The sequence below is a fragment of the Bradyrhizobium sp. P5_C11_2 genome, assembly GCF_054049755.1.
This window is the reverse complement of record NZ_JBFULT010000108.1, coordinates 1-15,732: the sequence shown is the minus strand read 5'-3', so window position 1 is coordinate 15,732 and position 15,732 is coordinate 1. Positions and strand designations below refer to the sequence as shown.

The window sequence follows — 15,732 nt, the reverse complement described above, 5'->3', positions numbered from 1 at the left end:
TCCGCGATCGCTGCTCCTGACGATCTGCCCCAAGGCCGAGGACCGGCTGGGGCAGGTGCTTGGCGGTCAAGCTCCCATAAGAGAAGCGATTCTACGCTACCACGCACTTGCCGCCCGTGTTGGCCCGCACACAGACGTGGTTGGCCAGCACCTGATGGCGCAACATATGGTCGATCTCATCGCCCTGTTGCTGGGGACGGACGCCGACCGCACGGAACTGGCGAACAGCAGAGGGCATTCCGCCGCGCGGCTCGACCTCATGCGCGCCGACATCATCGCCAATCTGAACCGAGGTGATCTGACCATCCATTCGGTGGCCCAGAAGGCCGGCCTCAGTCCGCGCCGTGCCCAGCGGATGTTCGAACAGACGGGCACCACGTTCACCGAATTCCTGCTTGAACAGCGCATGCTGCTCGTGCGCAGGCTGCTGCTCGATCCCCTCAACCGATGGCGCAAGGTCTCCGACCTCGCCCATTCGGCGGGTTTCCCCGACGTGTCCTATTTCAACCGCGTGTTTCGACGGCGGTTCGGCGTAACGCCGTCCGACATGCGCGGCGCGTGAGGGCGAGACGCGACTGCCGTCGGCGTTGCGCGCGAGTTTCAGGACGCAACTGTTCGGCGACGGCCTCGCAAACCATCCCAACCATCACTAGATTGCCCGCATGAAGAAAATCGGATTTCTGTCCTTCGGACACTGGACGCCCTCGCCGCAGTCGCAGACCCGCTCGGCCGCGGATACGCTGCTGCAATCCATCGAGCTTGCGGTCGCGGCGGAGCAGCTCGGCGCCGACGGCGCCTATTTCCGCGTGCATCATTTTGCGCGGCAGCTGGCGTCGCCCTTCCCCCTGCTCGCAGCCGTCGGCGCCAGGACCAGCAAGATCGAGATCGGCACCGCCGTGATCGACATGCGCTATGAGAACCCGCTTTACATGATCGAGGATGCAGGCAGTGCCGATCTCATCGCCGGCGGACGGCTGCAGCTCGGCATCAGCCGCGGCTCGCCGGAGCAGGTGATCGACGGCTGGCGCTACTTTGGTTATCGCCCGGCCGATGGCCAGAGCGATGCCGACATGGGCCGGCGCCACGCCGAGGTGTTTCTCGACCTGCTGCGCGGCGAAGGCTTTGCCGAGCCCAATCCGCAGCCGATGTTTCCCAATCCGCCGGGGCTGCTGCGCCTCGAGCCGCTGGCCGCTGGCCTGCGCGACCGGATCTGGTGGGGCGCCGGGTCGAATGCGACCGCGGTCTGGGCGGCGAAGCTCGGCATGAACCTGCAGAGCTCGACCTTGAAGAACGACGAGACCGGCGAGGCCTTCCATGTGCAGCAGGCCGCCCAGATCCGCGCCTATCGTGCCGCCTGGAAGGAAGCCGGCCACACCCGCGAACCGCGCGTCTCGGTCAGCCGCAGCATCTTCGCGCTGATCGACGATCGCGACCGCGCCTATTTCGGCGGCGAGCGCGGCGGCGAAGACCAGATCGGCTTCATCGACCCGCAGACGCGCGCGATCTTCGGCCGCTCCTATGCCGCGGAGCCGGATGCGCTGATCGAGCAGCTGCGACAGGACGAGGCGATCGCCGAGGCGGATACGTTGCTGCTGACGATCCCCAACCAGCTCGGCGTTGCCTACTGCGCGCATGCGATCGAGGCGATCTTGAAGCACGTCGCGCCGGCGCTGGGGTGGCGCTGAGGCGGATCGTCGGGCCCCTGCTTCGGCGGAGGCGAGATCAGTGCAAATGGCGCGCCGCGTCGCTTCGGCGCTAGGCTGCCGCCTGTTTCGCTGCACGCCGCGCCCGGTCGGAAGCCGCAATCAGAGGATCGGCCGGCGTGACGCGCGCGTCCACCGGCGCATCGGGCACGAGCGGGACACGGTCGTCCACGGCGCTCTCGACCCGATTGCGGCCGAGCGCCTTCGCCTGGTAGAGGGCCTTGTCGGCGCGCTCGCATAGCGCCTCGACGTCGGCCGCCCGGTCATCCGCCTGTGCGAGGCCGATGCTGACCGTGGCAGCGACCGGAATTCCGTCCACGACACGCGCTGCCGCCGAAAAGCTCTCGCGCACGCGCTCGGCAGCCGCAATCGTCGCCCGTTGGTCGGGCCCGCTGACGATTGCGGCGAACTCCTCGCCCCCGAGCCGCCCCGCGATGCTGCCGCGCGGCAAATTCGCGGACAGCGTCTGCGCGAACAGGCGCAGCACGCGGTCGCCCATCGCATGGCCGTGGCTGTCGTTGATGGCCTTGAACCAGTCGAGGTCGAACAGGAGGAACGCAACCGCTCCGCTCGCACGCGCGCTCAGGCGTTGCTTGGCGAACTCCATGAAGGCGCGCCGGTTGGCGAGGCCGGTCAACCCGTCCGTCATGGCGGCGCGCTTATGCGCGAGCTCGCTGCGCTCCTTGGTCAGCGCGAGAAAGAGATAGTTGATGGCGATGATGAAGAGCAGGGTGAACGTGCTCACGATCGCGAACCAGAACGACCGCAGCGCATCGAAGCTCGTCACCGGCGCCTCTGCGAGAGGGTGCAGCACGACGAGCGGAATGCGCACGAGAAACAGGCCGCCACCGAACGCGGTCAACACGATCAGCGGCCAGCGCGACAGCAATGGCTCGGCGCGGCCACTCCAGAGCACGTAGGCACAGCCGAGCGAATACAGGCCCACGATGGCAGACACGATGATCATGCGCGMCGTGGCGGAATCGTACAGCGCCGGGACCTGGCAGACCGCGATCCACACCAGCGCACCCGCGAGCAGGATGGCGAGGCTCGGACGCCTGGCTTCGAAGCAGCGCGCCCCCTCCAGCATCAGCGCGCAGGCGGTGAACAGCACCGTGTAGGCGAGGTCGGTCGAATAGAAGTCAGGGATCGTGCCGCGCAGGCAGAGCAGGCCAAGCGCGGCCGTCATCACCAGCACCGCGCCGCCCCACCAGGCGAGCGCGCGGACCGCGCGATTTTGCAGCCAGGCGAACAGGGTCAGCGCGCCGAGCAGCACCATGACTGACAGCATCAGCACGTAGATTGTCGGTATGTCGAGCAGCGGCATGGTTCCCACCGGGGTCGCAGACCCTATATCAATGCCGCGCTACGATTTGCTTGCGATAGTTGGTAAACGTCGTCGTAACGGCTTTTCCGCAAGCGAGCTATCGATCGGCGCCGGGGTGGCGGCAAGACAGTCCACCGCCTCGCTGCGCAAGTCAGGCCGGCTCTTGCTGACCCCTGATTTTGTCGAGCCAGGCCACCAAACGTGGGTGTCGCGCATACCGGCCTTCCAGGCTTGCCAATTCCTGCTGAAAGACCGGCAAGGACAGCAGCCTTTCGATATCAGGCTCCCTGATCTTCCAGATCGCCGACGGAAAGAAGCCATGCACCTTGAGCTCATAGAGCTCGAAGATCGCGTGGATGATCTCATGCACGGCCCGCTGCTCTTCCGGCGTGATCTCGATGTCGCCGGCAGCCCTTCGCTCGAGGAATACCGTGACCGGAAGACGGCGACGCAGGTCGGAGACCCGGTCGGAATACCGCAGAAAGATGTCCGCGCCCAGACGCCGATTGTTGGTGTGGAGCGCCGTGTAGATCGCAACACTGCCAACGATGATCGTCCCGAGCGTCATGAATCTGAGAATATGGTCGAGCACGCGTGTGTCTCCTTGCGCGGGGCATCGGAGCTGAAAATGTAGACCACAGCGCGGGCTGATAAAATGGGGCGGCCGAGGCTAACGATGGCAGCTATCGTCCGATTTGTCATGACGCGCAAGTTACCGGCTTGCCTCCATAAGTGATGCCATGGCGGCAATCGTAGCGACCGCTCGGATCGGCGCTTCGCAACTCGTTGATGCGGTCCCACGTGCCTCCCCATGTCCCCTCACCACTCAGCGGGACAAGCGTTCGATCGGGCTCCTCCTTCATGATCTGCCAGATGGGGAGTTCAGTCGCCGCCCAAGAATCGAAATAGGCATCGAGGAAAGAAGGAAACCATCCGGAGTCCATGCCCATGTGCATATCGCTAGGGGCGTCGCCGGAACTGATGAGCCCCCAAGGGCACTTTGGCCCGAAGCCAAACTCGCAAAAGGCAATCGCACTGAATGAATGCGCCGGATCGTCCAGGACGATCCAACACGGATACTGCCGGCCGCGCGTGCCATAATCCCAACTGCGGAGCACGGAGTGCGGGGCTACAAGCAATTTCATCACATGAGCGACGACCCGCGCATCGGACAGCGTCATCAGTTCGTCCGCGATCAAGCTTCTCAGGAAGTGAGCGTCAACAGCCATGCAACTACATTACCATTTGGTCCGTTGCGGCCAAGCCTATCCCGTCCAAACCGGCGCGCGCTCTCGCTGATTGCGAGGTTGAAGCGACAGGGCCCTTGTGACTTATTATGCCATAGGGTCGAACGGCGAGGACGACGATGCCAACAAGAAACGTCGTGCTGACGAAACGCCAACAGGAACTCATTGAGACCCTCGTCGAGTCCGGCCGCTACCGGAACGCCAGCGAGGTGCTGCGGGATGGGCTGCGACTGGTGGAGCAACGCGAGGCCGAGGACGCTGGCAAGCTCAAGGCGTTGCACGCAGCGGCTCGCCTCGGCATTGGATCGTTGGAGCGAGGCGAACTCAAAGAATTCAGGACAATCGAAGACCTGCAAATCTATCTGACTGACTTGTCGGAGAAGGTCATCTCCGGAACAGCTGAATAAAGCCAGGGAAGGCTATGCGATGGCCCCCCATCACCCCGCCTTGACACCCGCATCGATCAACAGCTTCGCCGCGGCAAGCGCCGACTGGGCGGGGCCGTCCTCCGATTGCTGGCCGGTGACGTAGATGCCCTCGATCAGCAGCAAGAGCGCGTCGCCGAGCACGTCCGGACGACGCGCGCCCATGCCGGCTGCGAGTTCGCGCAGGCGCTTGCGAAAGACCTTCTTGTGGGCTTCGGCGACCTGGCGGGCCGGATTGTCGCGCGACGGATATTCCACTGCAGCGTTGCTGAGGCCGCAGCCGCGATAGCCCCTGCGCACGGCGCGCGCCGACAGCTCGCCGATATAGGCGAGCACATGGTCGCGCGCATCGGCGTAGGATTTTCCGTTGGGGCGCTCGAAGTTCTCCCAGAAGTGCTGATCGTAGTCGCGCAGATAGGCCGCGGCGAGATCGTCCTTGGAGGCGAAGCTGCGATAGAGGCTGGGCTTGGTGACGCCGGCGCGGTCCACCACCTCGTCGACGCCGACGGCGCGGATGCCCTCGCGGTAGAACAGCTCGCTTGCCGAGGCGCGAATCCGGTCGGCGGCCCGGAGCGGCGCCTGCGCGGGTGCTTCGACTTTTTTCTTCATCGGGCCTTGATGCCTTTCAGATGGGCTTGACAATGTTACTGACCGGTACGTACTAATACCGCATCGCAATACGTACCGGTAAGTAACATGCCCCCTTCTTCCGTTCAACCTGCCTCCGTTCAATCCGCCGCCTTCTCCAGGCGGCCGTTCGGCCCGAACTACGCCTTCGTGGTCGTCGCCGTGATCTTCCTGGCGCTGCTCGCCGCGGCCGGCCTGCGCTCGACGCCGGGCGTGCTGATGCTGCCCTTGCAGAAGGCCTTCGGCTGGGACGTCGGCGTGATCTCGTCCTCGGCCGCGGTCGGCATCTTCCTCTATGGCCTCGCCGGCCCGTTCGCAGCCGCCGTGATGCAGCGCTTCGGCATCCGCCGCACGGTGCTGGGCGCGCTGGCGGTGATGTCGGTCTCGACCGGCGCGAGCTACTTCATGACCGCGCCGTGGCAATTGTTCCTGACCTGGGGACTGCTCTCCGGCATCGGCTCGGGCGCGGTCGCCAACGTGCTCGGCGCCACCATCGTCAACCGCTGGTTCACCACCAATCGCGGCCTCGTCATGGGACTTTTGACCGCGAGCACGGCCACCGGCACCCTCATCTTCATGCCGGGCCTCGCGGCGCTGGTCGAATGGGGCGGCTGGAAGCCGGTGGTGCTGACGGTTGCGGCGTGCTGCGCGGCGCTGATTCCGCTGGTCTATGTCCTGGTGCCGGAGCGGCCCGCCACGATCGGCCTGCGCTCCTACGGCAGCGCGCATGAGGACCAGCCCGCAGCCCCGGCGCAGGGCAATCCGTTCGTCGCCGCGATCAGCAACCTCGTCCGCGCGGCGAAGACGCCGACCTTCTGGTTCCTGTTCGCGACCTTCTTCATCTGCGGCTTCACCACCAACGGCCTCGTCGGCACCCATCTGATCGCGTTCTGCGGCGACCACGGCATCTTCGAGGTGCAGGCCGCGAGCCTGCTGGCATTGATGGGGTTCTTCGACCTGTTCGGCACCACCCTGTCGGGCTGGCTCACCGACCGTTTCGATCCGCGCAAGCTGCTGTTCTTTTATTACGGCCTGCGCGGGCTGTCGCTGATCTACCTGCCCTACTCGGATTTCTCCTTGGTCAGCCTGACGGTGTTCGCAGCGTTCTACGGGCTCGACTGGATCGCGACCGTGCCGCCGACCGTTCGAATCGCCAACGAAGCGTTCGGCGACAAGAACGCGCCGATGATCTTCGGCTGGGTGGTCGCCGGCCATCAGCTAGGGGCCGCCTGCGCAGCCTTCTTCGCCGGCTTCATGCGCTCGGCGCAGGGCGACTATCTGCAAGCCTTCATGATCGCGGGCGCAACGGGCATCGTCGCAGCCGTGCTGTCGCTGATGATCGGCCGGCGGCCGAAGCAACCGGTGCTCGCCACGGCGTGAGGGTTACGCGGATTGTCCGAGGTGCTTCGGCACCTCGGGCTGTACCGGTCAGGCCGCCCTGACCGAGTCCAGGAACTTTCCGACTTCCAGCTTGAGACGATTGCTGTCGCCGGACAACGATCGCGCCGCAGACAGCACCTGCGAACAGGCCGTGCCGGTCTCGGAAGCGCCGCGCTGCACGTCGGTGATGTTGACAGAAACCTGCCGGGTGCCGTGCGACGCCTGCTGCACATTGCGGGAGATTTCCTGGGTCGCCGCGCCCTGCTCCTCCACGGCGGAAGCGATCGTCGACGAGATCTCGGACAGCTTTTCGATGGTTCTGCTGATGTCCTGGATTGCTCCGACCGATTCTTCCGTCGCGGCCTGAATGCCCGCGATCTGTTGGCCGATCTCGCCGGTGGCTTTCGCGGTCTGCTCGGCGAGCGCCTTCACTTCCGACGCCACGACCGCGAAACCGCGGCCAGCCTCGCCGGCACGCGCCGCCTCGATGGTGGCGTTCAGCGCCAGCAGATTGGTCTGGCCCGCGATCGTATTGATCAGCTCGACGACGTCCCCGATGCGGCCTGCCGCCTTCGACAGCTCACTGACCCGCTCGTTGGTGATGCGGGCCTGGCCGACCGCATCGGTGGCCATCCGCGCCGATTGCTGCACCTGGCGGCTGATCTCGGTGACGGATGACGCCATTTCCTCGGTGGCGGCGGCGACCGACTGCACATTCGTGGACGCTTCCCCGGACGCGGCGGCGACCATCGTGGTGAGTCCCTGTGCACGCTCGGCGGTCGAGCTGAGCGTCGAGGCGGAGGCCTCTAACCTGGTCGCAGCCAGCGACACGGTTTCGACGATCTCGCCCACCGCGGTTTCGAAGGTGTCGGCGAGCTTGATCATATCGGCCTTGCGCTGCCCCACGGCGCGCTTGTCCTGATCTGCCTTGGCATCGGCTTCATCCCGCGCCCTCTGCTCGGCATTCTCGCGGATCACGACGACCGTCTTGGCCACATCGCCGACTTCGTCGCCGCGATTTGCGCCGGGGATTTCGATGTTCAACTCGCCGCCCGCCATCTTGCCGAGTGCGCCACTCAGGCGGGTCAGGGGCCTTGAAACGCCGACAAAAGTGAAGGTCACCGACCCGATGAGCGATAGCATCATGATGATAGCCATGGCGAAACTCAGACGGTTCGCCTGGCCCAACTCGGCCGTTGCCACCGCCTTGGCCTCCTCGGCGCCCTTCTCGGCGACGTCCACTGCCGCTCGCATCGACTCGAGGATCTGGTTCGCAACCGGCAACGCCTTTGCATCGACGAGCTGTTTCTTGTCCGCTTCCGCCCGAATCGCCTCGTGAGTGGCTGCGGAAAACTTCTTCACGATGGTCGCGAGCGAACCGATCGTACCGAGAAGACCCGCGTCGCTGACGATGCTCCTGGCACTGTCCAGCGTGTCATCCAGTCCGCCGGTACGATTGTCGATCACGTTCTTCTGGCTCTCGTCGCCGGTTGCGATCAATTGCCAGGTCGCGGAACGAACCGCATTGAACATTGAATCGGCTTCGTTCAGGACCTTTTCGACGTCGGTTCGATTTGCCGCGCGGATCAGCGCCGACGACAGCAGCAGGTCTTCAAACGTCTTGGTCCACTCGGCGGAGCGGTCGTTCCGCCTCTTGGTGATCTCGAAGATCTTGAGTTGGGCCTTTCCGATATCCGATGCCTGGTTGTTGTAGTCGGCGGCAAGGGACCTGATTTTCTGCAGCCGCTCCTTGTCGCCCGGATTGGCGACATTGCCGACCGCAACATCGAGCTCCCTGATCACGGCCGTAAAGGCGGCGTTGAGGTCACCCAGGCCCTTCTCGAGTTCCGGCGGATTCTTCGACTGCCTGATATCGCGCACCGCCAGCTCCATGCCCCGCAACGCAATGTTGGCTTGAAGGGTGTGATCGGCGATTGCCTGCTGCACGCCGGCGCGGCGCTGGGCTGAATTGATGGCCGATTCCGAAACCATCTGGTTGGCGACCATGGCTCCCGAAAGGAGCACGCCGAACAGGCCCACGGCGCCAAGTTTGTAACCGATGCGATTAAGCTTGAGCATGTTGGCGGACTGTCCACATTCTGAATGACAGAAGTGTTTGGGTGAGCGGACCAAACCCCGACGAGGCGCAATCAGGCGGCGGGAAGCGTAGTCGGCCAGCATTATTTTATGGTTAATGCGTCTTCCGACTCGACTTGAGGTCGCGATTGACTTCAGCCACCACCCTGACAATGATGCCGCCGGGGATTTGGAATTTATCAGGGGCGAAAATGCGTGGTGGTTGTCTGGGGGCTTTTGTCGTAGCTGCGTTTCTTGCGGGGTGTGCATCGGGATCAATGGGCAGTACGGCTCTGACCGACAGCGTCAAGTCGAATACTGCACGTCTGGTGGTCTATCGCTCGTCGGCGCTGGGATTTGCGGTCATGCCCAACTACGCCGTCGATGGACGCGTGATCGGCGGCAGTCAGGCCGCGGGGTTCGTGTCGTGCGATCTSCCCCCTGGCCGCCACGAGGTCGCCGTCAACAATCTGCCGCTGAGCAGCAATCTGTTCGGGCAGGGCAGCGAGAAGGTGAGCGTCGATCTGCGCGCCGGCAGCACGACCTACCTCTCCGCCCAGCCGCAGATGGGAATCGTGACGCCCGGCGCGATCACGCTGATCCAGGTCACGGAAGGCCAGGGCCGCGCCGACGTCGCCAGCCTGCATCAGAGCAACGGCTCATGCGGCAAGGCCTGATTCGACTCATTCCACCGTCGAAGCACGGATGCGACGCCTTGTTCTGAAAATCATCCTGCGTCTTGGCCGCTACGCCGTTCTTCCGGTCGTGGCGCTGGCCTGTGTGATTCTGGCCGTCTGGCTGATGGCGATGGATCGCTACAYGATCACGACGCTGGCGACGGCACCGATCGTATTCTCGCTATTCACGGCCGCGGTGGCGGTCGCAATTGGCCTGCTGCTCCTGCCCTCGCGAAAGCATCGGAGTTTCGAGGCGAGCGAGGAGGCCGCCCCGGGTCTCTGGGCGGCGTGGAAGGATCTCGACCCAGGCTTTGTCCGATCGAACCGCAGCTTGCGGATCGACACCGATTTCAACGCATCGATCGGCGAGGTCAGCCGATATGCCGGGCTGTTCGGGCGGCAGATCACGATGACCGTCGGCCTGCCGCTGCTGATCGTCCTGGACGAGCGCGCCGTTCGCGCGATCATCGCCCATGAGGTTGCGCATGCCCGGCTTCGACACACTTCGGGAAGCATCAACCTTGCGGATTTCATCGCGGCTTCCGAGAACGTCCTGTTCTACGCCGATCCGGACCACACCATCACCGGACGCATTGCCCGGGCCCTGCTCCACTCCATGCTCGAATGGCTCGAGAAGGAATATCGCGCGCTGTCGCGGGAGAACGAGCTTTACGCCGATCTCGGCGCAGCCGAGCAGGTTGGACGTGCCGAAGCGGCGCGCGCCCTGGTGCTGACGGAAGGGTGCGGAACGCGTCTCACCGATCTCGTCTACGCTCCTCTGGAGAAGGAAGTGCTGGGCGCGATCAATGCACCGCGCCCTCCCTTCGAGCGCGTCTTGGAGCAGCTTGGTGACATCAGGGCGCCGGAGCCGATGGCCGCTGCCGCCGTCGCCGGCCTGACGCGCGAGCACGATCCGGACGCGACGCATCCGCCTTTTGCCACGCGGCTTGCCAATCTCGGATACACCGGCATTCCTGACATCGACGAAGTCAGGACGTCCGCCATCGACCAGCTTTTGTCGCGGGATGCGGCAAAGGACATCATCGCTCGCTTCGACGAGGAATGGCGGAAGAAGGCGCAGGCCTGGGTCAGCGTCGGCAGGTGAGCGCCGCCACCACTGAACCGTAGCGTTGCCGCGATAGCCCGTGCGCCGCCGCGCCCGGGTTCACCCCGTCTTCGTCCCCGTGATGACGGCGAGCGCCTCGACGAGGCGATCGAGATCGGACTCCTCGGTGTAGAGCGCCGGCGTCACGCGGATGCACTGGCCCTTGGCGACGCCGGCCCGGCGCACGGTCAGGATCTTGTGGMCATCCCTGAGCTTCGCCACGGTGGCGTCGTTGTCGGCCTTGCTGGTCTTGCCGGCAAGGCGGAAGGATGTGAGCGCCCCATACAGGCCGGGCTCGTCCGGCGTCAGGATCTCGATATCCTTGAACCCACGCACGCGGCTGACCCAATAGTCGCGCAGGTACCGCAGGCGGGCCTGCTTCGCCGCCGCGCCGATCTGCTGATGGAGCGCCACGGCCGCGGGCACCGTCAGCACCGTCGCGAAATTGACCGTGCCGGTGTGGACCCGCGAGCGGATGTCACTTTCCGGGAAATCCTCATCGCCCATGTCGCGGTCGATGTCGGCGAGGCGGTCCTTCTTGATGTAGAGGAAGCCCACGCCGACCGGCGCGCCGATCCATTTGTGCAGGTTGAAGCCTGCGAAATCGACCTCGAGCTCGCCCACCCTGAAGTCGATCTGCCCCCAGGAATGGGCGGCGTCGAGGATGGTGTCGACGCCTTTCGCCCTCGCCATGCGCGCGATCTCGGCGACCGGCATGACGAGGCCGGTGCGATGGCTGACATGGGTCAGGAGGAGGAGCCTGGTCTTCGGATTCGCCTCGAGGGCGCGGGCATAGGCGTCGAGCACGCTCTCGCGGGTGGCCGGCTCCGGCACATCGAACTTGACCACGTCGACACCGCGGCGCGCCCTAAGCGCGTTCATCGCATACTGCATCGAATCGTAGTCGAGGTCGGCGTAGAGCACGCCGTCGCCGGGCTTCAGCCTGTTGTAGCCGCCGATGAGGAGCTGCAGCGCTTCGGTCGCGCCGCGGGTCAGCGCGATCTCCTCGGGCGCCGCGCCGACCGCCTGCGCCACTTTGGCCCGCACGGCCTCGAAATCCGCCCCCGCGCGCTGCCGCGCATAATAGGAATTCTGATAATTGACCATGTCGGACTGGCGGATGAACTCGCGCCTCACCGGCTCGGCCATGATGCCCCAAAAGCCGTTCTCCAGATTGACGACATCAGGCGTCACGGCATAGAGGCCCTTCACCGTCGTCCAATAGGCCTTGTCGGCGGCGATTGCGGCCGCCGATCCGGTCGGCTGCGCCGGCAGGCCGTCGGCGGCAAATGCCGGCGCCGCCAGGGACGTGACGGCCGCAGCCGCGAGGCCCTTCAGGATCGACCGGCGGTCGGACGAAATTGTCTCAGTCAGATGCATATCAGCCCTCCACGATGCGCGGCGAAGGGAACAGCGATCAGTTGAGCGCGAATGACGGAGCGATGACAGTTTGATGATCAGTTACCCGGCGGCCGTTGCCCCGCCGATCACCCCGGCGCTGAGATCGTCGAGCTTGCGACGGGCAAATCGTCGAATGGATTCGGCTCGAAGGCGGGTGCACCTTTTGCGGGAACCGGCCGACCGGCTGCCACCTTTGCGGTGCAGGCCTCTCGCCGGTACAATTCTCAACTGATTCTCGTCCGACGAAGGGTGCGGACGCCGCGGCCGTCATCGGCGCGGCCATGTCTGGCGGGAACAATCTTGGTGCCGAGGACGATTTCGGCGTCGTCGGAGGGAGGACAATTTGCGGGACCGCGAACGCGAACGTCAGTTCGGCTAGCGTCGGCCGACATGCACCACCATACGGCTTTTCACGATCCCGTTCTGGTCGCGCTATCGATTTTGATCGCGGCACTCGCCTCTTATACGGCATTGGACCTGGCGACCCGAATGCGGGCTGCTTCGGGAAGGGCCCGAAGGTCCTGGCTGGTCGCCGCTGCGATCGCCATGGGCGGCGGCATCTGGTCCATGCATTTCGTCGGCATGCTGGCCTTCAGCCTGCCTGGAATCGAGATCTCGTACGATCCCTTCCTGACTCTGCTCTCGCTTGTCATTCCGATTGTCGTCGCCGCTGCCGCCTTTGCCGTCGTCGGACGACGCCCGCAGGCGCTGCTCGCATCCGGCTTCGCGATGGGACTTGGTATCTCCGGCATGCACTATACCGGCATGGCCGCGATGCGGATGGCGGCCCTCATCGCGTACGATCCCCGATGGGTGGTGGTCTCGATCCTGATCGCGATCAGCGCCTCGGTCGTGGCGCTCTGGCTCGCCTTCCGCAACACCAACGCGGTCCAGCGGCTGTTCGCGGGATTGGTGATGGGCCTTGCGATCTCCGGCATGCACTACGCCGCGATGGAAGGCGCCATGTTCCTGCCGACCGGCACCATGGCGCGGCAGGCAGGACATCTCGGCGTCGGTCAGGCGCCGCTCGCATTCCTGCTCGCCGGCATCACCATCATGATCCTGAGCATCGGGATCGCCGCTGCCGTCTATGACAGGGCTTCCGCGGAGCGCGCCCAGCGCGAGGCCGACGCACTGAGACGCAGCGAAGAACGTTTCCGGCTCCTTGTGGAGGGAATCGTCGACCACGCGATCTTCATGCTCGATTCGGATGGGCGCGTGGGCAACTGGAATCTCGGCGCGCGCCGGCTGATGGGCTATGGCGATGACATCGTCGGCACGAGCTACACCATTTTTCATACCGAGGAAGATTGCGCGGCCGGAGCGCCCGCGCGTGCGCTCGTTGCAGCCGAGCGGGAGGGCAAGTCCGCCATAGAAGGCTGGCGCATGCGCAAGGACGGCAGCCGCTTCTGGGCGGAGGCAACGATCGTCGCGGTACGGAACGAAAGCGGCGCAATCGCGGGCTTTGCGAACATCGTGCGCGACGTCAGCGAAAGGAGACGGGCGCAGGAAGCGCTGGATCGGGCGCGCGAAGCGCTGTCGATGTCGCAGAAGATGGAGACCATCGGCCAGCTTACCGGCGGCGTGGCCCACGATTTCAACAACCTGCTCGCGGCCGTTCTCGGCAGCCTCGAGCTCCTGAAGAAGCGCCTGCCGTCGGGCGATCCGAGGATCCAGCGCCTGGTGGACAACGCGATGCAAGGCGCGCAGCGGGGCGCCTCCCTGACCCAGCGCATGCTCGCTTTCGCGCGCAAGCAGGATCTCAGGCCGGAGGTCGTCGATGTCCGCGAGCTGGTGCATGGCATGGCGCCGCTGTTGAAATTCGAAGCCGGAATTCGCGTCGAGACGTTGTTTCCGATGGACCTGCCGAAGGTGAAGGTCGACGCGAACCAGCTCGAACTCGCCGTCCTCAACCTGGCGGTCAACGCGCGTGATGCGATGCCGGACGGCGGCCTGATCACCATCGCCGCGCGCGAGGAACGGGACGATGGCGGCCTTCCGGCCAGCTGCTATGTCGCGCTCTCGGTGAGCGACACCGGCTGCGGCATGGACGATGAGATCCTCAAGCACGCTCAGGAGCCGTTCTTCACGACCAAGGGCGTCGGCAAGGGCACCGGGCTCGGTCTGTCGATGGTCCACGGACTTGCCGAGCAGTCCGGCGGCCGGCTGGTCTTGAAGAGCCGTCCCGGCGAGGGCACGACGGCCGACATCTGGCTGCCGATCGCCGAGGAGGCCGCAGTGCCCGAGCGGCGCACGGAGGCTCCGGCACCCGCAGCCCGGGCCAGCCGGCAGCTTGCCGTGCTCGTCGTCGACGACGACCTCCTGGTGCTCGAGAACACGGCAGTGATGCTGGAGGATCTCGGGCACACGGTGGTCGAGGCGCGCTCGGGCGAGGAGGCGCTGGCCCTGCTCCGCCGCACGCGCGCTGTTGACCTGGTCGTGACCGACTATGCGATGCCCGGCATGACCGGACTGCAGCTGGCCAGCGCTGTCGCCGCGGAGCGCCCCGAGACGGTCATCCTCCTGAGCACGGGATACGCTGACCTTCCGAGCGACACGCGATCCAACCTGCCGCGCCTGGCAAAGCCATTCGACCAGGCCGCGCTTGCGAAGGCGATCGAGGCGGCGATGGGCGAAGACGAGCCAACCGGATCCATCGTCGCGTTTCGGCCGAAGAGCGCTTGAACGGCCGGTGGGTCAATGCACGAAAGCTTATTGCACCTCGATGTTCGCGTCCTTGACCAGCTTGCGCCAGCGGTCCTCCTCCTGCCCGACATAGCGATCGAGCTGTTCCGGGGAGCCCCCCACCATGATGAGGCCTTCGTTGGCCTCGAGTTGCTTGAAACCACCGGACTGAACGGCCTTCGCGACGGCCTGATTCAGGCGTGCGATCACGGGAGCGGGTGTCTTGGCCGGAGCGTACAATCCGTACCACGACTCGGCGGCATAGCCGGGCACCCCCGCCTCGGCGACGGTCGGCAATTGCGGAAACGCTGTCGAACGCTCGGCGGACGTAACCGCCAATGCCCGGAGCTGGCCCGCAGCCACCAGCGAGGCCGCGCTTGCTACGGTGGTGAACATCACGTCGATCTGCCCACCCAGGAGATCGCTGATCGCAGGCGCCGCGCCCTTGTAGGGCACCGCCGTCATCTTGACCTTCGCCATCGCATTAAACAGCTCGCCCGCGAGATGAGCCGAGGTGCCGGTGCCGAACGTTCCGAAATTGAGCTTGCCCGGATTGGCCTTGGCTTCAGTGATCAGATCGGAGATCGAGTTGATCTTCGATGCGGGGTTGACGACGACGATATTGAAGGATCGCGCGATCAGCGAGACCGCCGCGAAATCCTTGTGCGGATCGAACGGCAGCTTGTTGTACAGGCTCGGGTTGACCGCGTGCGCGAAGGTCGCCATCAGCAGCGAATAGCCGTCGGGCTCGCTGTTGGCGACCGTCTGGGTTCCGATGATGGTCCCGGCGCCCGGCTTGTTCTCGATGATGACGGATTTACCGAGGTCCGTCTGGATCTCCTGCGCCGTGGTTCGCGCGATGATGTCGGTCCCGCCACCGGCCGCGAAAGGCACCACGATCTTGATGATCTTGTCGGGATATTCGGCGCGCGCCGGCGCCATGCCAAGCCCCGCGACCACCGGCACGACGGCACAGGCGAGGACGGCGAGACTCAGCCGGCGCCGCATGACGAAACCCTTCCTGCGAGCGCCGTCATGATTGATGATTTCGCCAATGGCCATCTGGAGCTCCATCCGAT

The 15,732-nt window shown here is 65.0% G+C and carries 14 protein-coding genes; 7 read left to right on the top strand and 7 right to left on the bottom strand.

The genetic code is table 11. The features are described from left to right. The coding region (locus tag ACXJL8_RS13430) for a helix-turn-helix transcriptional regulator (protein WP_456685097.1) at window positions 1-562 on the top strand (562 nt) is incomplete at its 5' end. A 100-nt stretch (window positions 563-662) separates the two neighbouring features. Beyond that, window positions 663-1,685, top strand: coding sequence for an LLM class flavin-dependent oxidoreductase (locus tag ACXJL8_RS13425; RefSeq protein ID WP_456620602.1), 1,023 nt, complete (start codon window positions 663-665; stop codon window positions 1,683-1,685). Between the two features lie 70 nt (window positions 1,686-1,755). On the opposite strand, the gene ACXJL8_RS13420 is transcribed toward ACXJL8_RS13425, so the two are convergent. The 3 genes from ACXJL8_RS13420 to ACXJL8_RS13410 all read right to left on the bottom strand — a co-directional run bounded on the left by ACXJL8_RS13420 (window position 1,756) and on the right by ACXJL8_RS13410 (window position 4,259). After that, on the bottom strand, window positions 1,756-3,030 hold the full coding sequence (locus ACXJL8_RS13420) for a diguanylate cyclase (protein ID WP_456685096.1): 1,275 nt from the start codon (window positions 3,028-3,030) through the stop codon (window positions 1,756-1,758). A gap of 151 nt (window positions 3,031-3,181) precedes the next feature. After that, the gene (locus tag ACXJL8_RS13415; RefSeq protein ID WP_456620604.1) at window positions 3,182-3,598 is read right to left on the bottom strand and encodes a hypothetical protein; all 417 of its coding nucleotides are present in this window, start codon (window positions 3,596-3,598) and stop codon (window positions 3,182-3,184) included. Between the two features lie 130 nt (window positions 3,599-3,728). Then, window positions 3,729-4,259: a hypothetical protein gene (locus tag ACXJL8_RS13410; RefSeq protein ID WP_456620605.1), complete on the bottom strand. Its 531-nt coding sequence runs from the start codon at window positions 4,257-4,259 to the stop codon at window positions 3,729-3,731. A 137-nt stretch (window positions 4,260-4,396) separates the two neighbouring features. Between ACXJL8_RS13410 and ACXJL8_RS13405 the strand changes: the two genes are divergently transcribed. Further along, window positions 4,397-4,684, top strand: coding sequence for a type II toxin-antitoxin system ParD family antitoxin (locus tag ACXJL8_RS13405; RefSeq protein ID WP_456685095.1), 288 nt, complete (start codon window positions 4,397-4,399; stop codon window positions 4,682-4,684). Between the two features lie 30 nt (window positions 4,685-4,714). Here the strand turns inward: ACXJL8_RS13405 and ACXJL8_RS13400 are convergent, their stop codons facing one another. Continuing rightward, window positions 4,715-5,311, bottom strand: coding sequence for a TetR/AcrR family transcriptional regulator (locus tag ACXJL8_RS13400; protein WP_456620607.1), 597 nt, complete (start codon window positions 5,309-5,311; stop codon window positions 4,715-4,717). Between the two features lie 87 nt (window positions 5,312-5,398). On the opposite strand from ACXJL8_RS13400, the gene ACXJL8_RS13395 reads away from it, so the two are divergent. Continuing rightward, window positions 5,399-6,709, top strand: a complete 1,311-nt coding sequence (locus ACXJL8_RS13395; protein WP_456620608.1) for an MFS transporter — start codon at window positions 5,399-5,401, stop codon at window positions 6,707-6,709. 48 nt (window positions 6,710-6,757) lie between these two features. On the opposite strand, the gene ACXJL8_RS13390 is transcribed toward ACXJL8_RS13395, so the two are convergent. Then, window positions 6,758-8,788 carry a methyl-accepting chemotaxis protein gene (locus ACXJL8_RS13390; protein WP_456620633.1) on the bottom strand — a complete coding sequence of 677 codons (2,031 nt, stop codon included), beginning with the start codon at window positions 8,786-8,788 and terminating at the stop codon, window positions 6,758-6,760. A gap of 275 nt (window positions 8,789-9,063) precedes the next feature. Here ACXJL8_RS13390 and ACXJL8_RS13385 point away from each other — a divergent pair, with 275 nt between their 5' ends. Further along, on the top strand, window positions 9,064-9,462 hold the full coding sequence (locus ACXJL8_RS13385; protein ID WP_456620609.1) for a DUF2846 domain-containing protein: 399 nt from the start codon (window positions 9,064-9,066) through the stop codon (window positions 9,460-9,462). Window positions 9,463-9,490: 28 nt separating this feature from the next. Then, window positions 9,491-10,567, top strand: coding sequence for a M48 family metallopeptidase (locus ACXJL8_RS13380; protein ID WP_456685094.1), 1,077 nt, complete (start codon window positions 9,491-9,493; stop codon window positions 10,565-10,567). A 60-nt stretch (window positions 10,568-10,627) separates the two neighbouring features. On the opposite strand, the gene ACXJL8_RS13375 is transcribed toward ACXJL8_RS13380, so the two are convergent. Further along, complete coding sequence (locus ACXJL8_RS13375) at window positions 10,628-11,947, bottom strand: aminotransferase class V-fold PLP-dependent enzyme (protein ID WP_456685093.1); 1,320 nt, start codon at window positions 11,945-11,947, stop codon at window positions 10,628-10,630. Between the two features lie 411 nt (window positions 11,948-12,358). Here ACXJL8_RS13375 and ACXJL8_RS13370 point away from each other — a divergent pair, with 411 nt between their 5' ends. After that, on the top strand, window positions 12,359-14,653 hold the full coding sequence (locus tag ACXJL8_RS13370; RefSeq protein ID WP_456620612.1) for an MHYT domain-containing protein: 2,295 nt from the start codon (window positions 12,359-12,361) through the stop codon (window positions 14,651-14,653). A 27-nt stretch (window positions 14,654-14,680) separates the two neighbouring features. Here ACXJL8_RS13370 and ACXJL8_RS13365 read toward each other — a convergent pair. Continuing rightward, a partial coding sequence (locus ACXJL8_RS13365; RefSeq protein WP_456685092.1) for a tripartite tricarboxylate transporter substrate binding protein occupies window positions 14,681-15,732 on the bottom strand: 1,052 nt, incomplete at its 5' end.

What these genes read in the sequence shown, in the direction of transcription:
- ACXJL8_RS13390 (WP_456620633.1), bottom strand. Translation starts at nt 8,788, where the DNA reads ATGCTCAAGCTTAATCGCATCGGTTACAAACTTGGCGCCGTGGGCCTG.
- ACXJL8_RS13395 (WP_456620608.1), top strand. Translation starts at nt 5,399, where the DNA reads ATGCCCCCTTCTTCCGTTCAACCTGCCTCCGTTCAATCCGCCGCCTTC.
- ACXJL8_RS13410 (WP_456620605.1), bottom strand. Translation starts at nt 4,259, where the DNA reads ATGGCTGTTGACGCTCACTTCCTGAGAAGCTTGATCGCGGACGAACTG.
- ACXJL8_RS13370 (WP_456620612.1), top strand. Translation starts at nt 12,359, where the DNA reads ATGCACCACCATACGGCTTTTCACGATCCCGTTCTGGTCGCGCTATCG.
- ACXJL8_RS13405 (WP_456685095.1), top strand. Translation starts at nt 4,397, where the DNA reads ATGCCAACAAGAAACGTCGTGCTGACGAAACGCCAACAGGAACTCATT.
- ACXJL8_RS13400 (WP_456620607.1), bottom strand. Translation starts at nt 5,311, where the DNA reads ATGAAGAAAAAAGTCGAAGCACCCGCGCAGGCGCCGCTCCGGGCCGCC.
- ACXJL8_RS13415 (WP_456620604.1), bottom strand. Translation starts at nt 3,598, where the DNA reads ATGACGCTCGGGACGATCATCGTTGGCAGTGTTGCGATCTACACGGCG.
- ACXJL8_RS13425 (WP_456620602.1), top strand. Translation starts at nt 663, where the DNA reads ATGAAGAAAATCGGATTTCTGTCCTTCGGACACTGGACGCCCTCGCCG.